The 20,917-nt window shown below is 42.9% G+C and carries 21 protein-coding genes and 1 pseudogene; 9 read left to right on the forward strand and 13 right to left on the reverse strand.

Going from position 1 to position 20,917, the window contains the following annotated elements:
* Positions 1-21: 21 nt before the first annotated feature.
* From EQY75_RS09840 to EQY75_RS09865, 6 genes and pseudogenes are all read right to left on the reverse strand, one after another.
* Positions 22-1,752: a SulP family inorganic anion transporter gene (locus tag EQY75_RS09840; protein WP_129605456.1), complete on the reverse strand. Its 1,731-nt coding sequence runs from the start codon at positions 1,750-1,752 to the stop codon at positions 22-24.
* Between the two features lie 27 nt (positions 1,753-1,779).
* Positions 1,780-2,442, reverse strand: a complete 663-nt coding sequence (locus EQY75_RS09845; protein ID WP_129605457.1) for a Crp/Fnr family transcriptional regulator — start codon at positions 2,440-2,442, stop codon at positions 1,780-1,782.
* Between the two features lie 2 nt (positions 2,443-2,444).
* A complete protein-coding gene (locus EQY75_RS09850; protein WP_129605459.1) occupies positions 2,445-3,221 on the reverse strand; it encodes an aldose epimerase family protein in 777 nt (258 codons plus the stop codon).
* A gap of 3 nt (positions 3,222-3,224) precedes the next feature.
* Positions 3,225-4,516: pseudogene (locus EQY75_RS09855) on the reverse strand (M20/M25/M40 family metallo-hydrolase).
* 37 nt (positions 4,517-4,553) lie between these two features.
* Positions 4,554-5,534: a PLP-dependent cysteine synthase family protein gene (locus EQY75_RS09860; protein WP_129605461.1), complete on the reverse strand. Its 981-nt coding sequence runs from the start codon at positions 5,532-5,534 to the stop codon at positions 4,554-4,556.
* 89 nt (positions 5,535-5,623) lie between these two features.
* Positions 5,624-6,865 (reverse strand): ABC transporter permease, encoded by a 1,242-nt coding sequence (locus EQY75_RS09865; protein ID WP_129605463.1) that lies wholly within the window; start codon positions 6,863-6,865, stop codon positions 5,624-5,626.
* 90 nt (positions 6,866-6,955) lie between these two features.
* Here EQY75_RS09865 and EQY75_RS09870 point away from each other — a divergent pair, with 90 nt between their 5' ends.
* A complete protein-coding gene (locus EQY75_RS09870; RefSeq protein ID WP_425462162.1) occupies positions 6,956-8,218 on the forward strand; it encodes an exo-beta-N-acetylmuramidase NamZ family protein in 1,263 nt (420 codons plus the stop codon).
* Here the strand turns inward: EQY75_RS09870 and EQY75_RS09875 are convergent.
* Together EQY75_RS09875 and EQY75_RS09880 are read right to left on the reverse strand one after the other, a co-directional pair.
* A complete protein-coding gene (locus EQY75_RS09875) occupies positions 8,209-9,054 on the reverse strand; it encodes a sterol desaturase family protein (protein WP_129605467.1) in 846 nt (281 codons plus the stop codon). The genes EQY75_RS09870 and EQY75_RS09875 overlap by 10 nt on opposite strands.
* 34 nt (positions 9,055-9,088) lie before the next feature.
* The gene (locus EQY75_RS09880) at positions 9,089-9,583 is read right to left on the reverse strand and encodes a YkgJ family cysteine cluster protein (RefSeq protein ID WP_129607074.1); all 495 of its coding nucleotides are present in this window, start codon (positions 9,581-9,583) and stop codon (positions 9,089-9,091) included.
* 90 nt (positions 9,584-9,673) lie between these two features.
* Between EQY75_RS09880 and EQY75_RS09885 the strand changes: the two genes are divergently transcribed.
* On the forward strand, positions 9,674-10,387 hold the full coding sequence (locus EQY75_RS09885) for a class I SAM-dependent methyltransferase (RefSeq protein ID WP_129605469.1): 714 nt from the start codon (positions 9,674-9,676) through the stop codon (positions 10,385-10,387).
* An 88-nt stretch (positions 10,388-10,475) separates the two neighbouring features.
* Complete coding sequence (locus tag EQY75_RS09890; RefSeq protein WP_129605471.1) at positions 10,476-11,276, forward strand: hypothetical protein; 801 nt, start codon at positions 10,476-10,478, stop codon at positions 11,274-11,276.
* Between the two features lie 40 nt (positions 11,277-11,316).
* Here EQY75_RS09890 and EQY75_RS09895 read toward each other — a convergent pair whose 3' ends face one another.
* Positions 11,317-11,949, reverse strand: a complete 633-nt coding sequence (locus tag EQY75_RS09895) for a 7-carboxy-7-deazaguanine synthase QueE (RefSeq protein ID WP_129605473.1) — start codon at positions 11,947-11,949, stop codon at positions 11,317-11,319.
* Positions 11,950-12,006: 57 nt separating this feature from the next.
* A complete protein-coding gene (locus EQY75_RS09900) occupies positions 12,007-12,459 on the reverse strand; it encodes a RidA family protein (RefSeq protein ID WP_129605475.1) in 453 nt (150 codons plus the stop codon).
* A 57-nt stretch (positions 12,460-12,516) separates the two neighbouring features.
* Between EQY75_RS09900 and EQY75_RS09905 the strand changes: the two genes are divergently transcribed.
* The 6 genes from EQY75_RS09905 to EQY75_RS09930 all read left to right on the forward strand — a co-directional run bounded on the left by EQY75_RS09905 (position 12,517) and on the right by EQY75_RS09930 (position 18,195).
* On the forward strand, positions 12,517-14,031 hold the full coding sequence (locus tag EQY75_RS09905; RefSeq protein WP_129605476.1) for a helicase HerA-like domain-containing protein: 1,515 nt from the start codon (positions 12,517-12,519) through the stop codon (positions 14,029-14,031).
* Positions 14,032-14,079: 48 nt separating this feature from the next.
* Positions 14,080-14,625, forward strand: a complete 546-nt coding sequence (locus EQY75_RS09910; protein ID WP_129605478.1) for a hypothetical protein — start codon at positions 14,080-14,082, stop codon at positions 14,623-14,625.
* A gap of 105 nt (positions 14,626-14,730) precedes the next feature.
* Positions 14,731-15,693: a YybH family protein gene (locus EQY75_RS09915; protein WP_129605479.1), complete on the forward strand. Its 963-nt coding sequence runs from the start codon at positions 14,731-14,733 to the stop codon at positions 15,691-15,693.
* Between the two features lie 101 nt (positions 15,694-15,794).
* On the forward strand, positions 15,795-16,634 hold the full coding sequence (locus EQY75_RS09920; RefSeq protein WP_129605481.1) for an alpha/beta fold hydrolase: 840 nt from the start codon (positions 15,795-15,797) through the stop codon (positions 16,632-16,634).
* Positions 16,635-16,698: 64 nt separating this feature from the next.
* Positions 16,699-17,121: a VOC family protein gene (locus tag EQY75_RS09925; RefSeq protein ID WP_129605482.1), complete on the forward strand. Its 423-nt coding sequence runs from the start codon at positions 16,699-16,701 to the stop codon at positions 17,119-17,121.
* Between the two features lie 111 nt (positions 17,122-17,232).
* A complete protein-coding gene (locus EQY75_RS09930) occupies positions 17,233-18,195 on the forward strand; it encodes an NmrA/HSCARG family protein (protein ID WP_129605484.1) in 963 nt (320 codons plus the stop codon).
* A gap of 58 nt (positions 18,196-18,253) precedes the next feature.
* On the opposite strand, the gene EQY75_RS09935 is transcribed toward EQY75_RS09930, so the two are convergent.
* The 3 genes from EQY75_RS09935 to EQY75_RS09945 are packed head-to-tail and all read right to left on the reverse strand — an operon-like array spanning position 18,254 to position 20,831.
* Positions 18,254-18,445, reverse strand: coding sequence for a hypothetical protein (locus EQY75_RS09935; protein ID WP_129605485.1), 192 nt, complete (start codon positions 18,443-18,445; stop codon positions 18,254-18,256).
* Positions 18,446-18,466: 21 nt separating this feature from the next.
* Positions 18,467-19,090 (reverse strand): DUF2306 domain-containing protein, encoded by a 624-nt coding sequence (locus tag EQY75_RS09940; RefSeq protein WP_129605487.1) that lies wholly within the window; start codon positions 19,088-19,090, stop codon positions 18,467-18,469.
* A 4-nt stretch (positions 19,091-19,094) separates the two neighbouring features.
* Complete coding sequence (locus tag EQY75_RS09945; protein ID WP_129605488.1) at positions 19,095-20,831, reverse strand: alpha/beta hydrolase-fold protein; 1,737 nt, start codon at positions 20,829-20,831, stop codon at positions 19,095-19,097.
* Between the last annotated feature and the right edge of the window lie 86 nt (positions 20,832-20,917).

Genomic DNA, 20,917 nt, shown 5'->3' on the forward strand with positions numbered 1-20,917 from the left:
TCTCTTCTAGCTATGGTAACCTCAGTTACCAAGTGTGTTCCTCTGCAGTGCAACTTTGTTTTGTAATTGGGACTTTTTCGCAGGATCATCGAAAAATAAAACAGCCTCCCTGGTTTCTACAAACAAGCATTCTTTAGGCAGCAATTCCATTATTCCGCTTGAGAACAATATGTCCCTTGTTGGCCCAATTGCACCTGCGATATAGAATTGTATCCCCTTTTGATACAGCATTTCGAGGAGATTTCGCAGCATATGAGCGGCAGAAGAATCTATGTAGTTAATTGCCTCTGCATTTAAGATTACCGCCTTTAATTCGGGACCTTTCCCATCGATAAGCTCAAGAAGGCGCGATTTAAAAAAACTTGAATTCCCGAAATACAGCTGTGCATCAAATCTTATAATCAACAAATCTTTTCGGACCAACGCGTCTGATCCAAATCTTTTAATATTTCTGTAATACGGAGTCCCTTTAATATTAGCAAGGACGGCTAAGTGGGGGTTTGAGGTTCTGTAGACCATCAAAAGCAAAGAAATTAGCACCCCTACGAGTATTCCCTCCATGATTCCAACAAAGAGCGTAATGGCAAAGGTGGATAGAAGTACCAGAAATTCATCTTTTCTGTACTTCCACAATACGAGGGCGTATTTTACATCGATTAAGTTATACACCGATACCATAATTATGGCTGCCAAGGCTGCTTTGGGTAGATAATAGAATAAGGGTGTAAGAAATAGCAAGGTGAGAAGAACAATCAAGGCTGTAATAAGTGTAGCCAAATTAGTTTTTGACTTTGCCTCATGGTAGATCGCCGATCTTGAAAAACTAGCCGTAACGGGATAGGACTGAAAGATGGAACCCGTCATATTCGATAAGCCTAAGGCAACAAGTTCACGGTTTGCATCCAATTGATCATTATTCATTTTATCCTCGATTCCCTTCCCTATGGAAATGGTTTCCAGGTACCCAACCAGCGAGAGAGTAAAAGCAATAGGCCATAAGGGCATCATTGATTTCCAGCTCAGATCAGGTATAGCAGCAACAGGCAAACCTTTTGGTATTTCCCCTACAATATCCACACCTTTATCAACCCATTGAAAAAAGTAAACGGAAACTATTCCGATGATCACCACCAGTAAGATATAAGGGAGTTTTTTATTCCATTTCCTCAAGGCGATCATCAAAAGAATACCGCTTAAGCCAATTCCGAGATCGTAGGGATTGAATTCTCCTGCCTTTAGGATGGTATTCCAAATTATATTGTGTAGCTGACTGCTCCCTTCTATATCGGTGCCCAAGAGATATTTTAACTGACTCAACATAATGATCAACGCCGCTCCGGAAGTAAAGCCACTGATGACAGGTTTGGATAAGAAATTTACCAGGAATCCCATTCTCAGAAGACCCAGAAATAATTGAATGAAACCTACCATAAAGGCCAATAAAACGGCCATGGCAATATAATTCTCGGGACCTACCGAAGCTATGGCTCCTAATCCTGCAGCAACCAAGAGTGAATCCATGGCAACCGGACCTACTCCCAGGGATCGGGAAGTGCCAAAAAAGGTATAGATCAACAGCGGTACCATTGACGCATAGAGGCCGTAAACGGCTGGTAAACCTGCTATAAGCGCATAGGCAAGGCCTTGAGGGATCAAAACTATGGCAACGGTTAGCCCTGCCATAAAATCTTTCGGCAGAAAAGACCATTTATAAGTCCTCAGCCAGCCTATAAACGGGAATATATTAAGCATCTCTTTGTATCAACTGAGACAATATCATCATAGGGAATTGATTTTGATTTGACTGCGTTGAAGGTTGATTAATCCCTCCCGCTCCATCTTTTTTAGCAACCTGGATATCACTACCCTGGAAGTGTGAAGATCGGCTGCAATGTCCTGATGTGTGGTGTGAATTATGTCATCGTGGTTCACCATAGCCTTGTCCCTCAGGTACTTTAAGAGGCGCTCATCCATGTTCATAAAGGCAAGCGTATCCACAGTTTCGAGTAGTTCCTCCATCCTGTTGTGATAGCTATCAATAATAAATGCCCTCCAGCTCCTGTATTTTCCCATCCAATCTTCCATTTTATCAACAGGGATCATCAGCAAATCAACGTCCGATTCGGCGACCGCTCTGATTTTACTCGTGCCCTTTTTAACGCAGCAGGATAAGGTCATTGCACAGGTATCCCCCCTCTCGATAAAATAAAGGATAAGGTCATCCCCTGCTTCATCTTCTCTCATGATTTTAATAGCCCCACTGATGATCAAAGGCATAAAAGAGATTGTATCCCCAATATCTATGAGAAAATCACCCTGCTCTACCTTTTTATATTTCCCTACTTTAAAAATTTCATTCAGCAGTTCTTCCTCAAATAAATAACCGTAGAGGTCTTTGAGAAGTTTTAGATCTAATTCTTTATAGTTTTGACTAGGTGGCATTATTATTTTGGTGTTAATGCGATGCTGAATTCAACCCTGGGCTCATTCAAATGCATAAATCCTTCGTGTAAAAATTGCTGTTCTACTGCATAGGGGTAAAAGGTCACCGGTTCTACGCAAATCATATTTGCTACCGGGGACCACAGCATAAAATGTCCAAATCCATTTGTGGCGAATTCCATTTCTCTTTCATCCATTAGAGTGAGCCGATCAGTATTGGCCACTTGCAGGGCTTTATTTCCGGCTGACATTACCTCTTCAAGACTGTAAGAATCATTATCAGATACTACCCGGGCAGATGCCGATCGCAATTGAAAAGCCGGATGATATCCCAACATATATGGCATATCCTTGTCCCCTCTGATAATGAAGGAGATTTCCAAACGGTCCTCTAAGAGTTCAAACCTTTTTTCAAAACGAAAATTAAAGGGCCATATTAGTCTAGGTACTCTTGATTTTTTCGGGTATTTGGAATTTTCTACAACTGTGCCAGCCTTGTATTCCTTGCTGAAACTCGCAGACTTTTCATCGGCAGTATCTCTAGTGTAAACCAGTTCCCGCAGTAATCCGTGCTGGTCCTGTATAGCATTCCCCTTGGGTACCTGCACCCTGTAGCCTGCGCCCTCTGTAGGGCCTATAATAGGAAACATTTCTGTGTCGGAATGGCCCCATCCGGGACTACCCTTCTGATGAATAAATTCGTAGTCGTTTTCCTTATAGCTGATGAGCTCCCCCTGGTTAATTAATACTGAATGACTCCCATTCTTTAAAGAAACCATAGGCTATTGATTGATAAGGCGATAAATGAGTATGGCAGATCTTTTGGTCAGATCCTCTATTGTATTGAGATTTACTGTTTCTTCCGGCGTATGTGCCCCGGAGCCCATAGTGCCAAGTCCGTCGAGACAATCTACATAATCTGCGACAAAAGAAACATCAGCTGCTCCTCTTCTTCCGGGATCATATCCTAAAACCTCCCCTTGTCCGAGGTCTAAACTCACTTTGTTCAGGGTAGACAGTAACTCTAGGTTTCCTTCCGTAGGCTGCATGGCCGGATAACTATCTGTAAAGGAGATGGTGGCAGAGGTTTTGGTAAGATTATTAGCGGTGATCTGCCTCATTTTTTCCCTGGCACTGTTCTTTTGTTCTTCCGAAATAAAACGAAGTCCGCCTCTCACAATAGCTGTTTGTGCCACTACATTCGATTTTCCATACACCTCTCCACTGCTTTTTAAAGGGTCGTATTCAACAAAAGTCCCCCCATAAGAATTCCGGGGTTAAACGTAAGGAATTCCTCTCCCCTGACTTCCTCATAAAATGAACTTAAAATCCGACTCATTTCAAAGATGGCACCAGCTCCGGTTCTCTCGCTGAAGACTCCGGATGAATGCGCCCTTTTTCCTTTCACTTCTACCTGCCATCCGGAAGCTCCCCGACGGGCAACAGTAGCGTAGTTAAATCCTGTAGATGTTTCGTATCCCAGGGCAATGTCGCTTCTCCTGGCGGCCTCTATAAGGTCCTTTCTACTTATTTCCAGGGGTTTTCCGGTGCTTTCTTCGTCCCCGGTAAACGCAACAATGATCTGGGCATCTCCCAACAAATTTTGCTCGTGTAATGCCTTTAAGGCGAAAAGAATAATTACATCCCCGCCTTTCATGTCGTTTCCGCCCGGGGCATGAGCTATACTATCGTTGACTTTTTTAAATTTTTGAAAAGGACTGTTCTCCTCAAAAACCGTATCCAAATGGCCAATTAAAAGTAATTTCTTTCCTTTATTACCGCTTGTTTCTGCAAAAAGGTGACCGGCCCTGTTCATTTCTTCCGGCATTTCTATCCAACGACTTGTAAATTCAATGTCCTCAAAAGCTTCCTGAAAAACCTCTCCTACCGCCTGTACCCCCTTGGCGTTAAGTGTACCACTATTTATGTTTACGACTTTTTCAAGAAAATTGATCGCCTCATCGTTGTTCTTTTCAACAGCAGCAACAATCTTCTTTTCAGTACGTGACAACTTTTGAGCGACAGAGCAGAGCGGAAGGGCTAAGACCATCACTAAAATTAGATTTCTAAGCATAATACCGGAATTCTTTAGGCTTGAAAAGATAGGAAAACTATTCAAGAAAGCCTTGCTTTTTCATCCACTCATCATTGTAAATCTTAGCTACATACCTGCTGCCATGATCGTGAAAAAGGACTACTACAACATCTCCTTCTCTGAAATGCTCTTGTAATTGCATCACCCCCTTAATGGCCGCTCCTGCAGAATTTCCAAGAAACATACCTTCTTCCCTGGCCAGGCGTCGCGTATAAACAGCCGCATCCTTATCGGTAACTTTTGTAAAGCCGTCAATGATATCAAAATCGACATTTTTTGGAAGAATATCTTCCCCTATCCCTTCTGTGATATAGGGATAGATCTCATTTTCGTCAAAAATCCCGGTCTCGTGGTATTTCTTAAAAACCGATCCATAGGTGTCTACCCCCCAAACTTTGATATTGGGGTTTTTGGATTTCAGAAAACCGCCAACGCCTGAGATCGTACCCCCTGTTCCTACCCCCACTACAAAATGTGTGACCTTACCGTTGGTTTGTTCCCAAATTTCGGGGCCGGTGGTTTGGAAATGAGCTTTGGTATTCGATGGATTGTCATATTGATTCACGTACCATGAGTTTGGGATCTCCTCAGACAACCTTTTGGCTGTGGAATAATAACTTCTGGGATCATCAGGAGCTACATCTGTTGGACAAACATGGACTTCACTCCCCATAGCTTTCAGAATGTCTATTTTTTCTTTAGACTGCTTGTCACTAATCACACATATCATTTTATAACCCTTGACCACTGCTGCTAAGGCAAGACCCATGCCTGTATTGCCCGAAGTCCCTTCAATAATCGTTCCTCCCGGTTTGAGTTTACCTGCTGCAACCGCATCTTCTACCATTTGAATTGCCATGCGATCTTTGGTAGAATTACCCGGGTTAAAAGTTTCGTATTTCGCCAGTACCAGACAGGGTAAATCTGCTGTTAGTTTATTCAGTTTTACAAGTGGGGTGCCTCCGATGGTTCCCAAAATATTCTCTGCGTATTTCATAGGCTGCAAAGATACAGGTTCACAAAATGAAGGCCTAAGAAGTGAAAAAAAATGACAAAGTTTTTAGCCAAAAAACAGAGAGCGCTACATCAGTCGAACTTTATTGCCTTAACCGGACTGATCCTGGTAATGATATGAGAAGGGATCAGCAACATCAGCATACACAAGAGCAAGACCCCGGCATTGAGAAAGATAACCATAGAGAGATCGATATAGACAGGTATATAATCGATATAGTATTCCTGAGGATTGGGAAACTGGAAGTATCGAAACTTATCCTGTAACCAGATCAGGCCAAGGCCCAGGAGGTTACCCCAAAATAAACCAATTAGAATGAGGTATGCGGCGTTGTAGAGGAATACCTTTCTTATACTCCAGTTAGAGGAGCCCAGCGCCTTGAGGATACCAATCATCGGAGTTCGTTCCAGGATGAGTACCAAGAGTGCAGTGATCATATTGATCCCTCCCACGATGATCATAATCCCAATGATAATTCCGATATTAAAGTCGAACAGCCCTATCCACTCAAAGATTTTATAATACTTGTTCTTAATGGTCTGAGTATCCAGGGTACTCAGTGTTTGACCGTAGATTTCAGCGCTTTTTTCGTCAATTGCATCGAAGTCGGTAAGAAAGACTTCAAAATTCCCAACCTCATTTTTGTCCCATTGATTTATCCGCTGAATGTGTCGTATATCAATAAGAATATACGTGCCGTCGAACTCTTCAAATCCACTATCGTAAATGCCTGTAATTCTAAACTTACGCTGATTTGGAATTTTTGACGGATCCTCCTCCTTCAGGAAAAAAGTAAAAAACTCATCCCCTACATCCAATTGAAGTCTTGAGGCCATTACAGCAGACATCAGCACATCAGCATTGAGATCGGAGGAATAGTTTGGAAGAGTTCCCCTGATCAGAAAGTCTTCAAAGGCGGTCCAATCATAATCAGTACCTACACCTTTGGCTATGATTCCCTCAAAAGTATCTTCGGTACGAATGATTCCCGCCTTGGTAGCGACGGCCTGTATATGGCTTATACCTTCAACGCTATCAAAGTCAGGATAAAACTCCTGTTCTATGGATACCGGAATAACAGAGACCTCGGAGTTGTTATTGTCGTAATTGTAGATCTGAATATGCCCATTAAATGCAGCTATTTTTTCCCGAATCTTATATTTGAGTCCGACCCCCGTGGCTACGGCAATTAACATCATCAAAATCCCCAAGGCAATGGCCGCAATGGCTATTTTTATAATTGGAGCAGATATGCTAATTTTATGCTGCTTACCTTTGATAAGGCGTTTTGCGATAAACAGTTCTAAATTCAACCGATGTTTTTTTTTCTCCCTCAAAAATACAGTTTTCATCTGTTAGTTACCCATGTTTCTGAACTTACAGAAAAGCTAGTTGTTGGGACTATCCCCCTAAATCGGCTAATCTTCGGATTGTGTTTCCTGACAATATCCTTGGTGTATAGTTGCGGTAATTCATCCACTGCAGCTTCATCTTCTGGTAATACTCAACCCTTGGCAGAAAACTTATTACCCACTGCCGAGATTATTGTAGGTGCAAACAGAACCGACCTTTATCTCCCTCTTCTGAAGGGTAAAAAAATAGGCCTGGTAGCCAATCAGACAAGTGTAATTTTCAGGGAAAACGATCAAAAGACAAGCGAAAAAGTTTCTCATGCGCATTTGGTTGATTCCCTGCTTGCTTTAAACATTGATCTGCTCAAAGTATTCGCTCCCGAACACGGCTTTCGGGGTACTGCCGATGCAGGTGAAAAAGTGAGTGACGGGGTCGACAAGCGCAGTGGTTTACCCGTGATTTCACTTTACGGGGCCAATCGCAAACCCGAAAAGTCACAACTCGAAGGCCTGGAGGCCGTGGTCTTCGACATCCAGGATGTAGGGGTCAGGTTCTACACCTATATCGCCACCCTGCAATTGGTAATGGAGGCTTGTGCGGAATCGGGAATACCCATTATCGTTTTGGATCGCCCTAATCCCAACGGGCATTATATTGATGGCCCTACCATGGAAACGGAGTATAAAGGCTTCCTCGGAATGACGTCAATACCTTTGGTTTACGGAATGACCATTGGTGAGTATGCCAACATGATTAACGACGAAGGTTGGCTGGAAGGAGGACTGACCGCAGAATTGACGGTAATTCCCTTAGAGAATTACACGCATCAGGCAATGTACAGCCTCCCCCTTAAGCCATCTCCGAACTTACCCAATGATCTGGCCATCAACCTTTATCCGAGCCTGGGCCTGTTCGAAGGCACCAACATCAATGCAGGAAGGGGTACGGATCATCAATTTCAACAGTATGGTGCTCCATTTTTAGATCCTGAATTATTTACTTTTAAGTATACCCCAAAGTCGAATCCCGGCGCTAAATCTCCCAAACATCTGGGGGAGAAGTGTTATGGTGAACGTCTTGTGGGGGTAGGCCGACTCTACGAAGTTTCCCTTGAATGGTTGTTAAAAGCTTATCAAAACTGTGCAGATAAAGATCGTTTTTTCAACACTTCCGGGTTTAGTAAACACGCGGGGACCGCAAAGTTGCAAATGCAAATAGAAGCCGGTTACACTGAAGAACAAATAAAGGATACATGGAAGGCAGATCTTGAATCATTTAAAAGGATACGAGAAAAGTACCTCCTTTATCCCTGAGAGGGTCGCTCTCCTCCCGTAGGTTTTCGATATTTGTGAAAAGGTTGTTTGAGCAAGCCCATGATAGAGCCGTTTTCCTGCTTATCGGGAAAGGTATCTACTCCATAAACGATCGACTCCCGGTCTAATTCCATATAAGTTCCAAACATCCTGTCCCAAATGGAAAAAATATTACCGTAATTGGAATCGGTATAAGGTAAGACAAAGTGATGATGAACCTTGTGCATGTCTGGTGAAACCAGGAAATAACTGATGATCCGGTCTATTTTCCTGGGCAGTCTTATGTTCGCATGGGTAAATTGTGTAGCTATAAGAGAAAGGGACTGATACAGCATTACAATACCTATAGGAGCTCCAACCAGGAATACGCCCAACAAGGTAAAAGTGAATCGGATTAAACTCTCAAGAGGATGATGCCTGTTGGCCGTGGTGGTATCTACCTCGTGATCTGTATGATGCACCAAATGAATCATCCACAATGGTTTTACGTTGTGTTCAACATAATGCGCCAGATAGGCTCCAAAAAAATCAAGTAAAAGGACACCGAGAAGGATATACAGCCATAGGGGCATAGTGGGTAACCAATTGATGATTCCAAACTGCTGGTCTGCCACCCAGTCACTGGTCTTTAAGAGCAGGAAAGCCAGGGCAAAATTGATAACTATAGTTGAAAAGGTGAAGAAAAAATTAGGCAGGGCATGCCTCCATTTTTTGTAGCGAAAACGAAACAGCGGCACTGTTCCTTCGAGCAGCCAAAAAAAGCTTATTCCCAATACCAACAACAAGCTTCTGTGACTCGATGGTATCGTTTCGAAATATTGGATTAGAGCTTCCACAGGGTTAAAAATAAAGAATTTGAGAAAAAAGAGATCAGACTTTAATCCTCTTTTTCATTTCTTCAACGATATTAAATGCTGCAGGGCAAACGAAGGTGTTCCTAACAGTGAGTTTACCAATTTGTTCAAATCGCCTTCGATCGGTATGCGGATACTCCCTGCAAGCCTTTGGTCTTACCTCATAAATACTACAATAATTATCAGACCCTAAAAATGGACATGGAAGCTGCTGTAATACCTTATCTCCATCTTCATCTGTCCTGAGGTAGGTTTCTTCAAAGCTCGCAACATTTATTTTGAGATGCTTTGAGATCCTGTTAATATCCGTTCTTGTCAAGAGCGGGCCTGCTGTTTTGCAACAGTTGGCACAACTTAGACAGTCTGTCCTTTCAAACTCATCCCGATGCAGATTTTGAGCAATGTCGTCGAGATTTTTGGGCGGTCTTTTTTTTAAGCGGGTAAAAAAAAGTCGGTTTTCACGCTCTTTTTCCTTAGCCTTTTTGGGGAGGGCATTCAGAATATGCTGCATATCGCTGCTCATTGTTTTCGTTAATTTCAGACCGATTTTGTTTTTCTTACCGCTGCAAATATCCCAAATTTGCATGAAAGAGGAGCCCTAATGGCAGTGGATGTTTTTGGTAAGGCAATTCTGGATTATCATTCTGGAGAAACAACCGGGGAAATACATACCTTTTCCTCTCTTGAGGAACAGGATTCCTTCCCGGTATCGCATCTTTTCCGAAGTTATGACAGCATGCCCCATTTGGAAAAAAAGGCCTTAGATCTTTGCAGGGGTCGGGTACTCGACATTGGCTGTGGCGCCGGAAGTCATAGCCTGTACTTACAATCCAGGGGTTTTGATGTGACTTCTATCGATATTTCACCAGGGGCGGTTCAGGCTTGCAAAGCGAGGGGATTAAGTAATGTTTTTGAATCAGATTTCTGGCAATACAAGGGGGAAACCTTCGATACTCTTCTCTTGCTTATGAATGGAATTGGGATTGCTGGACAATTGTCTAAACTTCCTCACTTCTTTCAAAAGGCCCGGCAACTGCTCAAGCCCGGGGGACAGCTCATCTTTGATTCCAGTGATATCATTTATATGTACGAGCAGGACGAAGATGGAGGTTTTTGGGTTCCTGAAGATATACCTTACTACGGTGAACTCACCTATGAAATACAATACAAAAGCTATAAAAGTGCTCCTTTTGCATGGATTTTTGTCGATTTTAATACACTGGAAGATTTTGCTGAGAAGGAAGGATTTGGCTGTAATCTTGTAAGAAAAGGAGATCATTTCGACTATTTGGCCAAATTAACAGTCGAAGTGTAATAGTGAGAACTATTCTCCGTTTAATTTTAGGGTTTTAGGCGCTATACTTGTTATAACACTGTAGATATCATAGTTTTAAAAGATGATAATGAGAAAGAAATATTATTTTTTCCTGATCGGCTTGTTCCTGCTTGCCGCTTGTACTAAAGACAGTAATGGCCCCGGAGGAAATGATCCGGATCCAATCGATAAATCGGCTAATTTATTGGCTACGGGAGATTCGGCCAATGACATCCTCACTAATGAAACCTTTACTACCCTGCTGATTGAGATAGGATACGTTACAGGTTTTCAGCCCAGTGCCGAAGCCATGAACAATTTCCAGGCCTTTCTTCAGGCGCGGACCTTTAAACAGGATATTCAGGTACAATACCTGGAGCTACCCAGCCCAAATGAAAATGACCTATCACTACAGGAAATTGCCGATTTGGAAAGTGAGAATCGTACCGCTTACAATGAGGGTTCTACCCTTGCCATATATATCTATTTTGCCGATGCTCCGGCAGACACGGACGATCCTCAGGAAGGCACCGTTACTCTGGGCGCTGTATACCGGAATACATCTATGGTAATCTATGAATCGACAGTAAGAGAACTAGGAGTAAATAACAGTCAGGTAACCATAGCCGATGTGGAAACCGCAGCCCTCAACCACGAATTTGGTCATTTGCTGGGTCTTGTAGATCTGGGCTCACCTCCTGTAAATGCCCATGAAGATCCCAACGCAGAACATCACTGTGACATAAATGGCTGCCTGATGCGTGCCGAATTGCAGTTTGGCGGAGGATTACTTGGAATGATGAATAAGCGAGTCTCAACAGGCAAGGCTGCCGTTCCGGGATTAGATGATGAATGTATTGCCGATCTGCAGGCCAACGGCGGAAAGTAAAGGAAGCCTTGACACCTATTCAGGCCCCTTTCAAAGAAAACTAAGGAATATTCAAATATTTATGTGTTTGCAACGAGACCTTCCATTTGGGATGGGCCATTACATAATCTACAATAAGCGGGGTCACTTTTTCCCTGACACTCCATTCAGGTTGTAGATAAAGCACGCAGTTTTCACTTACTTTGGCCGCGTGTTCTTCAGCAAATCTCAGATCATCGCGATTGTATACAATTACCTTTAATTCATCTGCCCTTAAATGGATGTCTCCAACAGGAGCTTTATTCTTTTTAGGCGATAGGCAAATCCAGTCCCAAGTACCGCTGAGAGGGTAGGCCCCGGAGGTTTCTATATGAATTTTGAGTTGCTTTTCCCTTAACAGGGTCGTTAGGGGGTTCATATCCCAGGTTAGGGGTTCTCCGCCGGTGACAACTATGGTATCTGAGTATTTTGCAGCGTTCTCCACTATGGTTTCCACCGCGCTGGGAGGATGGATTTCGGCATTCCAGCTCTCTTTTACATCACACCAATGACATCCAACATCACAACCTCCTATTCTGATAAAATAAGCTGCAGTTCCCTTGTGATATCCTTCCCCCTGAATGGTGTAAAATTCTTCCATTAAGGGAAGCATCTTCCCTTCATTGACCAACTCCATGACCGCTTTTGCTTCCATGGCGCAAAGATACGGTATCCTTATCGAGAAAACATAGCCAAGTCCTGTGTAAGCCTTCTAATTTTTGACTGCAATTACATCTATTTCCACCTTTGCGTTGCGCGCAAGACCTGAAGCCGCAAAAGTAGTGCGAGCCGGTTTATTGGTGAAGTATTTAGAATACACCTCATTAAAGGAGGAAAAATCTTCCATGGTACTGAGAATTACTGTGCATTTGACCACGTTTTTGAGTCCTAATCCGTGATGTTCCAGAACAGCTTCTATATTTGAAATCGCCTGGGATGTTTCCGCCTGTATCCCTCCTTCCACCATGGTTCTTGTACTGTGATCCATCCCGATTTGCCCTGCGAGGAAAAATAAATTTCCTGCTTCAACGGCATCACTGAAGGGAGCCCCTTGCTTTTTGGGTTCATGGGATTGGTGAAAAATTATTTCCCGGGTATCCTGTGACATCGCCATGGGCATGCCGAGAAAGAAGCAAAGCAGAAAAAGTGGAACGCAGTATTTCATAATGTGCAGTTTTATTGTTGCTTAAAATTACCCTATTTTTATTGAAAATTAAGAATCATGAGCAAGAAGGACGAATTCTTCGCACATATTGAAAAAGGGTATACCACCAAGGGTGATTATGTCTCCATGGGAGCCGCAATGCTCGAAGGAGAAACCATCACCAATGCCCTGGTGAAAATTCCTCTGAAAACACTCAACAGACACGGTCTTATTGCAGGTGCCACCGGAACCGGAAAAACTAAAACACTGCAGGTATTGGCAGAAAACCTTTCCGATAAAGGGATTCCTGTGATGCTCATGGATTTGAAAGGTGACCTTAGCGGTCTGGCTAAGCCCAGTCCCGGTCATCCCAAAATTGATGAAAGACATGAAAAAATAGGGTTCCCCTTTACAGCCAAGGAGTTTCCGGTAGAGATATTGTCTCTTTCCGAACAAGAGGGGGTAAAACTCAGGGCAACCGTATCCGAATTTGGTCCTGTATTACTCTCAAGGATTTTAGATCTATCTGTCACTCAGGAAGGCATCGTTGCCGTTATCTTTAAGTACTGTGACGATCATAAATTACCCCTGCTCGATCTCAAGGACTTCAAGAAAGTCCTGCAATATTCGACGGGAGAAGGCAAAAAGGAATTCGAAGATAATTACGGTCGTATTGCGACGAGTTCTACCGGAGCCATCCTCCGCAAAATTATTGAACTGGAGCAGCAGGGAGCGGATCTGTTCTTTGGAGAAAAATCCTTTGATGTAAGCGATCTTACCAGAATAGATGAAAATGGCAGGGGAATCATCAGCATTCTAAGGCTTACTGATATCCAGGATCGACCTAAGTTATTTTCCACTTTTATGCTGAGCTTACTGGCAGAAGTGTACGCCACTTTTCCCGAACAGGGCGACAGCGACCGGCCAGAACTTATCCTGTTTATCGACGAGGCCCACCTCATCTTTAAGGAAGCTTCAAAAGCCTTGTTAGACCAAATTGAAAGTATTGTGAAACTCATACGTTCCAAAGGCATTGGATTGTACTTTGTAACTCAAAACCCTACTGACGTCCCAGATGCTGTTCTCTCCCAATTGGGATTAAAAGTGCAGCATGCCCTCAGAGCGTTTACAGCAAAAGACAGGAAGGCGATAAAGCTCACGGCAGAAAACTATCCCATTTCAGAATATTACGATACCAAGGAAGTGCTGACATCACTGGGGATTGGCGAAGCTTTGATTAGTGCGTTGGACGAAAAAGGCCGGCCTACTCCGCTGGCGGCTACGCTCTTAAGAGCACCAATGAGCAGAATGGATATCCTGACACAAAAGGAGTTAAAAGAAGTCATCGATAACTCGCGCCTCGTCCAGAAATACAATGAAACCATCGACAGGGAAAGTGCCTATGAAATCCTGAATGAAAAGATCGAAAAAGCAGAAGAAAAGGCAAAAGAAGAAGAATCCAGGTCATCAGAAAAATCCAGGACTACGTCCAGCCGAAGACGAAGTACCCGCCAGAACCCGGTGGTAAAAGTCCTTACTAGCGCCACGTTTATCCGTGGGGTTCTCGGTATCCTTCGAAAAGCAATGAAGTAAACCGACTTAAAAACACCTATTTAAAGTCAATCCTCAAAATTATCATCAATGAAATATTTATCTGGCCTATGCCTTTTTCTACTTCTTTTTATTTCTTGTAAAAAGGAGCAGGATCCCAATTTTAGTATTGCTGCAGACCGAGTTGGAAAGATTGAAAAGTCGACCAAAATAAATGAACTGGACAAGATTTTCGAAACCGATTCCTTGATTAAACCGTCCTCATCGCCAGAGGGGAACAGAACATCAAACCTTATAGAAGTATACGAAAAGGGTGGAAAACAATTACTGAGTATTACGCCTACGGCTGATAGTATTCCGGGAATCGCCAATATCCGTATTCACGATGCGAGATATACCACTGAAAATGGTATTTCGGTCTTGAGTACTTTTAAAGATATACGAGAAAAACTCCCAGTAAAGAAGGTGATCACTTCTCTCAACAACGTGGTGATCCTGATCAAAGAAAATGACGTTTATTTTACGATCAGCAAGGATGAATTGCCTGCAGAGCTCCGATTTAATAATACGGATATTGATGTGGTGCAAATCCCAGATGGGGCTAAGATCAAGTACATGATGGTTGGCTGGAATTAAACGTTTCCGTAAACGCCGATATATCTGGCATTCAGCTGTTAATTAATTCCAAAGTTTTATTGGGCTCAGGCACCTTTTGCTTATTTTAAGGCAAACATCCACCTTATGAAAACTTTTGCCGCTATACTTCTACTGATATTAACATCTCAATTTACAATAGGACAGTATGAATACGATGTATCTGCTCAACATCCGTACGGCCTGCCAAACCCCGAGGCGCCAAAAGAGTTATTAGACTTTGCCCCATTGATTGGAGAATGCGACTGTACCTCCATTAGCAGGAATCAGGATCAAAGTTGGGCCGAGCCTGTTGATATGGTATGGCGATTTAAGTATATTTTGAATGGTTACGGCGTTCAGGACGAAACCCTTAAGGCAGATGGCAAGCACTCCGGTAGTATTCGTCAATATGTAAAAGACAGTACTCGCTGGTATGTCCATTATTACAGTTCCGGATCACCTTCAACGATCCTACCGGCATGGGAGGGGAACAAGTCTGAGGATGGTAATATTGTATTATATAGAGAACAAAAAGCCCCAAATGGCCTGGATGGTTTTTACAAGATCACTTTTTCAGAAATTAACGCAAATGGATTCAAATGGCTTGGAGAATGGGTGAATAAAGAAGAGACCTTTTCCTTTCCAACCTGGAAGATAGATTGTAAAAAAAGGAAGGATCAGGATCTTGAAAATGGGCGAAAAGAATTGCTGAAAACAATGAAAGAGTTTTCTACAGCATACATGGAAGGCGATTACGATCGCATTGCAAATGCTTACACTGCAGATGGTAAAATATTTCCAAATAACACTTCTATTATTACCGGTAAAGATGCCATAAAAAAACGCTGGATACTTCCAGAAGGCACCAGAATTCTCCATCATGAACTAAATCCTGAGGAAATAAATATCCTGGGGGACTATGCCTTCGATTATGGTTATTACTCAGGAAGATCAATTAATCTGAAGGGAGAAGAAACTGCATTTAAGGGTAAGTATGTAGTTGTCTGGAAAAAAGTCAATTCAGAATGGAAGATGTATTTAGATATATGGAACCGCGTAGCGGATTAATACAACTGTAAAAAAGTAATCAATTTTCCCGTTGAGAAATTTAAAAAGCCCGTATACTTGCGGTGCAAAAACGGGGATGTTCTCCCTGGCTAACCAAAAGAATGATAGCGTACTTTCAGCGAATTTTACCAAAGATCTACGGTTTATATTTTAATATAATAGCGCTTTTTTCGAAGGAGAAAGTGGCCGAAAAAGCCTTTCGTCTTTTTTGTAGTCCCCGTAAAGGACGCGTACTACCTATTCAGGAAGCATTTCTCAACGAGGCGAAATTCGAAAGAGTAGAAGTAGAAGATATGCAGATCCAAACTTACCACTGGGAAGGGAAGGGAAGACGCGTACTCTTACTGCACGGATGGGAGAGCAATACATATCGCTGGAGAAACATGATTGGGTTTCTAAAGAAGGAAGATTTTGATATTCTCGCTTTTGACGCCCCTGCTCACGGATGGTCTACGGGAGAACTGTTTCATGTAATAAAGTATTCTGCTTGTACAAAAACCATGGTTGATAGGTATAAGCCCGATTATATCATTGGACATTCGGTTGGTGGGATGACTGCCGTTTATCATCAGTATTTATGGCCCAAAAATTCTCTAAGTAAAATAGTAACTATCGGTTCTCCTTCGGAAATGAAGGATGTAATGGACCAATATCAGAGCATCCTGAATTTTAAGGATAGTGTTATGCGTGCTCTTAATCAATTGATAGTGGAAAGATTTGGTTTTGGAATAAATGATTTTTCCACTTCTGTATTCGCCAAAGAACTCAATATTGATGGGCTGCTAATCCACGACAAATACGATACTATTGCCCCCTACCGCGCTTCTGAAAAGGTTCACCAGAATTGGAAAGGAAGCCAACTGATCAGCACTGAAGGTTTGGGCCATTCGATGCACCAGGACTTTGTTAGCCAGAATATCATTGATTTTTTGAAATCGTAGAAAAGAAGTATTTTTAAAGTGCTCTCCAGGAGCCGAACCCAATATGAATCTCAACTGTTAATTTATGTCTTCAATAACTCCTTTTCATATCGCTATTCCTGTTCACAATCTTGAGGATTGTCGAACTTTCTACCGGGATGTCCTCAATTGCACCGAAGGGCGAAGCAGCGATCACTGGGTAGATTTTAACCTCTTTGGTCATCAATTGGTAATTCACTACAAGCCTAAGTCAACTGAAGACATTCATACCAATCCGGTTGATGGTAAAAACGTTCCTGTACCCCATTACGGAGTAGTTCTGCCCTGGGACGACTTTCAAATATTTTCAAAGGAATTGAAAGCCAAAGGAATACATTTTATCATTGAGCCCTATGTGCGTTTTGAAGGAGAGGTTGGGGAGCAAGCTACTATGTTCTTTCTGGATCCGGCCGGAAATGCACTGGAATTCAAAGCTTTCAAGGATATGGGGCAATTGTTCGCAAAGTAAAATACGCCGATTCAAGTTTCTGATTTTGAGGAGTATATGATTTTAAAATATAAGAAAACTGTCCGTTTTTTTGTATCTTAATAGGGTCTATCTATCACAAACAACCCAATCATGAAACAAAAGAAAATTATTGCCGTCGTAGGCGCAACTGGTGCCCAGGGAGGCGCAGTTGTCGCAGCACTGCTAAATGACCCTTCATCTGAGTTTGCCGTTAGGGCGATCACCAGAAATTCTGATTCAGAAAAGTCGAAGGCTCTTGCTGAAAAAGGAGCTGAAGTTGTCGAAGCCGACATCTCTGACAAATCGAGCCTTACAGAAGCGTTTAAAGGGGCTTATGGAGCCTTCTGTGTCACTTTTTTCTGGGAACACTTCTCCCCCGAGAAAGAAATGAAGAATGCTCAGAACATGGCGGAAGCCGCTAAAGAAGCTGATCTTTCACATGTTATTTGGTCAACCCTTGAAGATACCAGAAAATGGGTTCCCCTATCAGATGACAGAATGCCTACACTTATGGAGAAATACAAAGTACCCCACTTCGATGCAAAGGGTGTTTCCAATACTTATTTTGAAAGAGGCGGTGTTCCTTACACCTTCTTACTGACATCTTTTTTCTGGGAGAATTTTATTTACTTCGGGGCTGAACCACAATACGGTCCGGACGGGGAACTGGCCATCACGTTTCCCATGGGAGATGCAAAAATGCCCGGGATTGCGGTAGCCGATATCGGCAAATGCGCGATGGGTATTTTTAAGGCCGCCAATAGTTATAAAGGCAAAACCGTGGGCATTGCAGGAGAGCATCTCAGCGGCCGCGAAATGGCCGAAGTATTCACCAGAATACTGGGCAAAAAGGTAAAATACAATGCTGTAACTCCTGAAATGTACCGGTCCTTTGGTTTTCCCGGAGCAGATGATTTGGGAAATATGTACCAGTTTAAAACCGAATTTGAATCTGTTTTCCGCGAGGCGAGAAATGTAGATGAAGCTCGTAGACTCAATCCTGAACTTCAATCTTTTGAAGCCTGGTTAAGAAAAAATAAAGCTAAAATTCCGGTTCATTCGCAGGCAACCTGAGTAGAATTAACCACGTAAGGTTATGCCCCTTCATCGGAGGGGCATTTTTTTTGACTGATCAGGATCTTTCCTTCTTTCTGAAACGATTTCTAATAATGAGGTATACCCCGTATAGAATTCCAAAGATAAAACCCTCTCCAACTTCCCTGAAAAGAATTGCCTCAGTGACTTCTCCTTCCAGAATCAAGGACACAACTACATAGAGCGTCATGGCAACAGCCATGACAATAATATACTTTCCCACTTTCATTCCTTACTGCTCCTTTATTGGTTAACCCAAGATAAGACCTTTGCGCCTTACCCAGAAAAATGCAAATATCATATTGGGAACCCAGCACAGCCAGGCTACAATCCTGTAAGCCGTGATAAATTCACCAAATACCACGGTGAGCAAAGGAAGCCAGATACGCAGCGTTACAGCCGCAAAGCAGAGGGCATAGCTGTAAATCATAAACCCCTGGTGAAGCGATATGTCATTTTTTCTAATGGCCCTGTATGCCATATAGGTGGTCCATAACCAAAGGATTCCCAGGCTAATGAATCCTGCAGAGGCAATCAGACCGCCAGTGGCATACATACCAATATAAATTCCACAGCTTCCACTAATGAGCACAGAAATCATGTAAATCCTGCCAATGAGCCTGTGTCGCTTTAAATTCCGGTTTCTGAATTCCTTGAGGAATTGAATCCACCCAATGATAAGTGCCAGTCCACCCAAGAGGATATGACCATAAAATCCAATATTCCAGAAAATGTTCGATAAGAGCTCATCGCTTTTAGATGCCAAAAGGCCAAATTCCCTGTCTATAATAAAGTAGGTCAAAGGATACAAACCAATAGAAACCGCCATAATGGCGAATACGATAAAGGCGAACTTGTTGGTTGTGTTTTTCATAACCCTAGCGATATCTCCAACTCTTCAGATCAGCTCCCTCAGGTGCAGATTCTGCTATTCTTTTCATGATCTTGGGGATGTACATGCTGTTATAACGTAAACGACTAATGTGATTGGGCTCAACCGGATCCCCGTTCCAGCAATGTTCTGCCCGGTCCCCGTATTTCACCTCCCCATCGTAATAAGGATCAGTAGTGCTTTCAAGAAAGTCCTCCATCCGATAAACAGCGTTATTTAGGTAGTAATTATCCATGTCCCCACAGTAGATATGAATTTTTCCTTTGAGTTTTTCTCCCAGATTTTCCCAGTCGCGTTCCAGGATGTATCTCAAATCATAATTCTCTTTCCAGTATTCAGCTACAGTATGATCAATGTCTCCTGTCATTTTATCCCAAAGGCGTTGAGGATATCCGTCGTCTCCCTGTGGAGAGTAGGTGGCCTCCCAAATATCCCACTGCTGCCCTGAACGCGACTTATCACCCAAGACCAGCTCTAGGTGATTATTCCCTCTCACAGTGCCCTGTATCTGCCCCAAATAGTCTCTGTGTGCCGGCACTTCTAAATTTATAAAGTCACTTTCGTAGAAATACGCATTTTGGTCCTCATAGATATCGGTTAGGCAATACGCTTTAAAATCGATAGGATCCGGACAAGCGGCAAAACATCCGTTGAATTCCTCAGGGTACTTTACCTGTACTGCCAAGGCTTCCCAGCCGCCGGTAGAACCACCGTAAAGAAAGCGTGACCAACCTTCCCCCAGACCCCTGAACTGCTCTTCAATATGGGGAATGAGCTCATAGGTGATCGCATCTCCATAGGGGCCCTGACTGGCCGAATTTACGGCATAGGAATCATCGTAATACGGGGTTGGATGTTGAATTTGGATAATCAGGAATCGCGGAAAATCGGGTTCATTCCACCTTTTGTAAAAATCAAAAGCCTCCTGCTGCTGGATGATATTGTACCCTTCAACACCGAATCTGGCCGAGTATTCGGGTTCGAGATTTGGATCCGGCGGTTGTGTCCGGAAACCACCAAAGTCGGCCGGAAAATGCCCGTGAAAGATCATCAGGGGATACCTGGCCTCAGGATGTTCCTCAAAGCCTTTGGGAAGCAGCACATGAGCTCCCAGATACATATCCCTGCCCCAGAATTCAGATAATTTGTCTGACTTTATTTTTATGTGCTTTATCCATTTCGTGTCTTCCGGTTCTTCAATAGGAGGAATCTTTTGATCGAGAAGCAGGTCCAGATTGCCAATCCCCTTATCCGAAACAGTTATTTTCACAGGACTGCTGTACAGGTTGCCGGGTGATCTATTCCACTGTTGCCCTTCTCCGTTATCCATCGGAAGCTTCACGGTATGGCCGGTAGACAGGTCAAAGGTCTCGTATACATGTAAAAGGGCCTGTACCCAATATTCCCCTGCAGGTATCTCTGAAAGTTGGGCTATTGGAAAGCCAAAGGCCTCAGGATCGAAGGGTGTTGCCTGCCCCGGTTGCATCTGGTTGACATTCATTCCGTAGATCAACTGGGTTCCCAGCCCTGAATTAATCTGGAACCTGGGTTCTACCTCATTGTCTTTAGCCAGCATCAATAATAGTCGACCATCCAGAGCAGTTTCGCTCTCAGTATCAGAGAAAGATATGGAAATGGTGTTGTTTTTTGCTGTAGACGAGGAGTCATTACAACTTGTCAATAAGACCGAAATACAGATGAAAAGAAGAGTTATGTGTTTCATTTAACCGAAATATTTTCGATAAAAGGTACCGATTTTTAAGAATGCCACCAATACCAAACTGTTTTTTTCACCGTTTTAATTAATCA

This window comes from Muriicola soli (assembly GCF_004139715.1).
GTDB lineage: Bacteria > Bacteroidota > Bacteroidia > Flavobacteriales > Flavobacteriaceae > Muriicola > Muriicola soli.